The organism is Moorena sp. SIO2C4, assembly GCF_010672485.1.
GTDB classification, from domain to species: domain Bacteria; phylum Cyanobacteriota; class Cyanobacteriia; order Cyanobacteriales; family Coleofasciculaceae; genus Moorena; species Moorena producens.
Map to the genome: position 1 here is coordinate 1 of NZ_JAAHGN010000972.1, position 2,914 is coordinate 2,914.

At 40.6% G+C, this 2,914-nt stretch carries 3 protein-coding genes and 1 pseudogene; 3 read left to right on the forward strand and 1 reads right to left on the reverse strand.

Annotated features, from left to right (window positions below; all coding sequences use genetic code 11):
- The first annotated feature begins 70 nt into the window (after positions 1-70).
- Positions 71-217, forward strand: coding sequence for a hypothetical protein (locus F6K20_RS32255; RefSeq protein ID WP_154659943.1), 147 nt, complete (start codon positions 71-73; stop codon positions 215-217).
- Between the two features lie 165 nt (positions 218-382).
- A complete protein-coding gene (locus tag F6K20_RS32260) occupies positions 383-1,246 on the forward strand; it encodes a helix-turn-helix domain-containing protein (RefSeq protein ID WP_287297486.1) in 864 nt (287 codons plus the stop codon).
- Between the two features lie 250 nt (positions 1,247-1,496).
- Here the strand turns inward: F6K20_RS32260 and F6K20_RS32265 are convergent, their stop codons facing one another.
- Positions 1,497-1,976: a 4-Cys prefix domain-containing protein gene (locus F6K20_RS32265; protein ID WP_008189333.1), complete on the reverse strand. Its 480-nt coding sequence runs from the start codon at positions 1,974-1,976 to the stop codon at positions 1,497-1,499.
- Positions 1,977-2,759: 783 nt separating this feature from the next.
- Between F6K20_RS32265 and F6K20_RS32270 the strand changes: the two are divergent.
- Positions 2,760-2,914 (forward strand): annotated as a pseudogene (locus F6K20_RS32270) (IS630 family transposase); the annotation flags it as partial.

Genomic DNA, 2,914 nt, shown 5'->3' on the forward strand with positions numbered 1-2,914 from the left:
CAGAAGTCAGAAGTCAGAAGTAAGCTAGACTCACGTTTCGGAGTTTAGGAGCGATGCAGAGGTGCGACCCGTGGCGAATTTAATAATTAGATGCGGAAAACGCACCATTACGGTCTTGGGGAGGCAGCGCGGTCTTGGGGGTTTCCCCCACTCGCTATTGCCGTGGTTTCCCCCACTCGCTATTGCATCAAGAAAATGTCCTAATTTGAATGCGTAGTGCTATATGGACGCGCTTCGCTTCTGGCTATGCGATCGCATAGCCAGTTGGGGTCAATTTCGATCAGGGTGCTCCCTACCAAAGCCGATAATGGTCACGCCCGAGCCCACACTTACCGGATCGGGAAGTGTTAGATTATTTCATCAGAACAGAGTGGTAAAAAAATTGGACACAAGTAAAGACAGTTCCTTCAAACACAGCAAAATTCACCAAAGGCTAAGTCAATTGATTAAGGTACTGGCTCAAAAATTTGGTAGTGTCCGGGAACTTGCTAGGCAAGTCAATGTCACTAACAACACCTTGACAAATTGGATGAATTTTGATAACACTCCCAGCTTAGAGAAGCTAGAGAGGCTGGCTAAAGGTATTGGTTGGACAACGGAAGAGTTGATCAGCTTCTTGGTAAGTGAGGAAAACCCGATCGAAGCTATTGAACGGAACAAGAAATCGAGTCCCTCTACTTTGACACCACCTATTTCCATGGAGCAAATTTTGGCAGAGCTTCAGTGGCGACCAGTAGAGCAATTAGTTGAGATTAATTTAGCGATCGCTAAACGGTTGCAAAGGGAATTCAGTGGCTCGACGGATACCACCGGCCTAGAGGAGGTGTTAAATCAGTCTCCTAAATTTGAGGAACTCAAGGGAGTTAAATTTATTTCGCTGAGCTTAAAGGCGAGGCGACGATTAAAGAATTGGGTAACAATCTGCCAAAGTTATGTAGGCTTGAGTCCAGAGGAATTCATCCAAGTTGCTGTCGAGAAGCACAAAATTGACCCAGGGACGTTTGGGCTATTTTATAAGAGCATCATGGAACTCTCTAGTACTCCGTTTCCCCAGAGTTACTATGAGTGGCTTTTCCCGTTAATTTCTCCAGTGAGTGGTTGGATTGGGTCAGCACAAGAAACTCCTATTCTAGATTTTTCGAGAACTTACACAGAAACTTATACAGAACCTTGGAGTAATTTTATTGAGAACTTAGAAGACATTAGTAATGGAGTGAGTACCAAGTCTAGTTCAGTCCTGTTTTAACCAGGTTTTGTTAACGGTTGACGATTGACGGTTGACGGTTGACTGTCAAGGCTGAAGATAAGCAAACTGTCTACAAATAAACCATTGCGTTAATGCTGCACTTTAAATCAAAAGTTTAGATTGAAATAGCAATCCGTGTAGGAATTGTGATAATTTTTGTTCCGGTGATCCGCTGTTCCCTTTGCTAAAGTTTAGATCAAATCACAGACTACCCGAAAACCAAAGGAGATATATTTGACACTCCCCGTCCTTAAAGGACGGGGAGTGTCAACAGTTGGGATAGCCATTCCAAGGCTAAGGTTTCGTCAATAGGGTGCTTGTTGTGTTGGTGCTGATACTCCTCTAAATCTAGTCCTTCAATGTATTCGAGCACCATGCAGTTTAAGCTGATCTCGTGGTTTCTGGGGGAGAAGATAAAGGTTCCTTCTGATTTGGTAATTCCTGGATGATTCAGCTGACTCAACACCCATGCTTCTTGCTCAAACAGCTCAATTGCCCGAGATTGATAGTCAGTCAAGACTTTGAGAACTTTGAGAGTGTTGTGATTACTTTTTTGATCACTGTTGTGATCAAGTACCTCATAGGTTTTACCGAAAGCACCTTTGTCACTGAGTAACCCAATCACGCGATAGCGTTCTGCCAAGAGTAAGTCCGAGCCACAGGCTTGGCAAAATAGGGTATCTTCTGTATTGTAAGGTTTAGAACAATCGGGATTAATGCACCAAGTCATGGTTCCCTACCTACGAGCTACTGATATGAGCTACTGATATGAGCTACTGATATGAGCTACTGATATGAGCTACTGATATGAGCTACTTAAGCGATCGCAAAACCTCAAAAATCTTCGAGGGACACAAGCGCGATGGCACTTTACTTTAGTTTTGGGTTGCCAGTCCTGCTTCATACCAAAACAACAGAGGTTTTGAACAGATGTTTTGATTGGTTTTTCCACCACCAAACTAATCGACAGGTTGTTAATAATAGCCTAAGGATTTAGTAGTCTATTGATAGGCTTAAAGCCAAGGTAGTTTAAACCCATTGGCTGTAGTATAACCACAGAATCCACGGGGTTTTAACCCGTGGGGATGTCAATCTAATTATTAGCTTAGTCTATTAGGTATTGTTTGTCATGCCAATTTGGCATTTGTTGCTGATCACTTGAAAAGGATGACAGTTCTTTACCTTACCAAAAATCCCTATATAATTTCTTGCCTCTTGCCTCTTGCATTTTGCCAATACCCAAGCGCGACTATGTTCACAACTCAACTAAAAATGCTATATAACGGTATCACTACTATAACCAAATACAGCTAATTTTAACTCCGTTTAATTACTGATAAAAATCTAATTATTATGAAATAATAAAGATATCGCTATTAACGATTTTTAGGATAGATTATCAATCTTAAATTATTAATATTAAACCTTAGACGGATGTAAAATAGCCAAGGTAAGCTGTTCGGCATTTAAATTGGTATAATAAAAATTAATAAATAACCCAATAATAGGAAATATGCCAGCAAAAAATTATCTGACACAAGAGCAAAAAACAATACTTCAAAAAGCCTTAAAAATAGAAGAAAATGGAAATATTAGAGAACGTATTTTAATTTTGCTGTTGTTGAATAGTGGAAAAACACAGTTAGAAATTGCTGAAGTTTTGGGTTG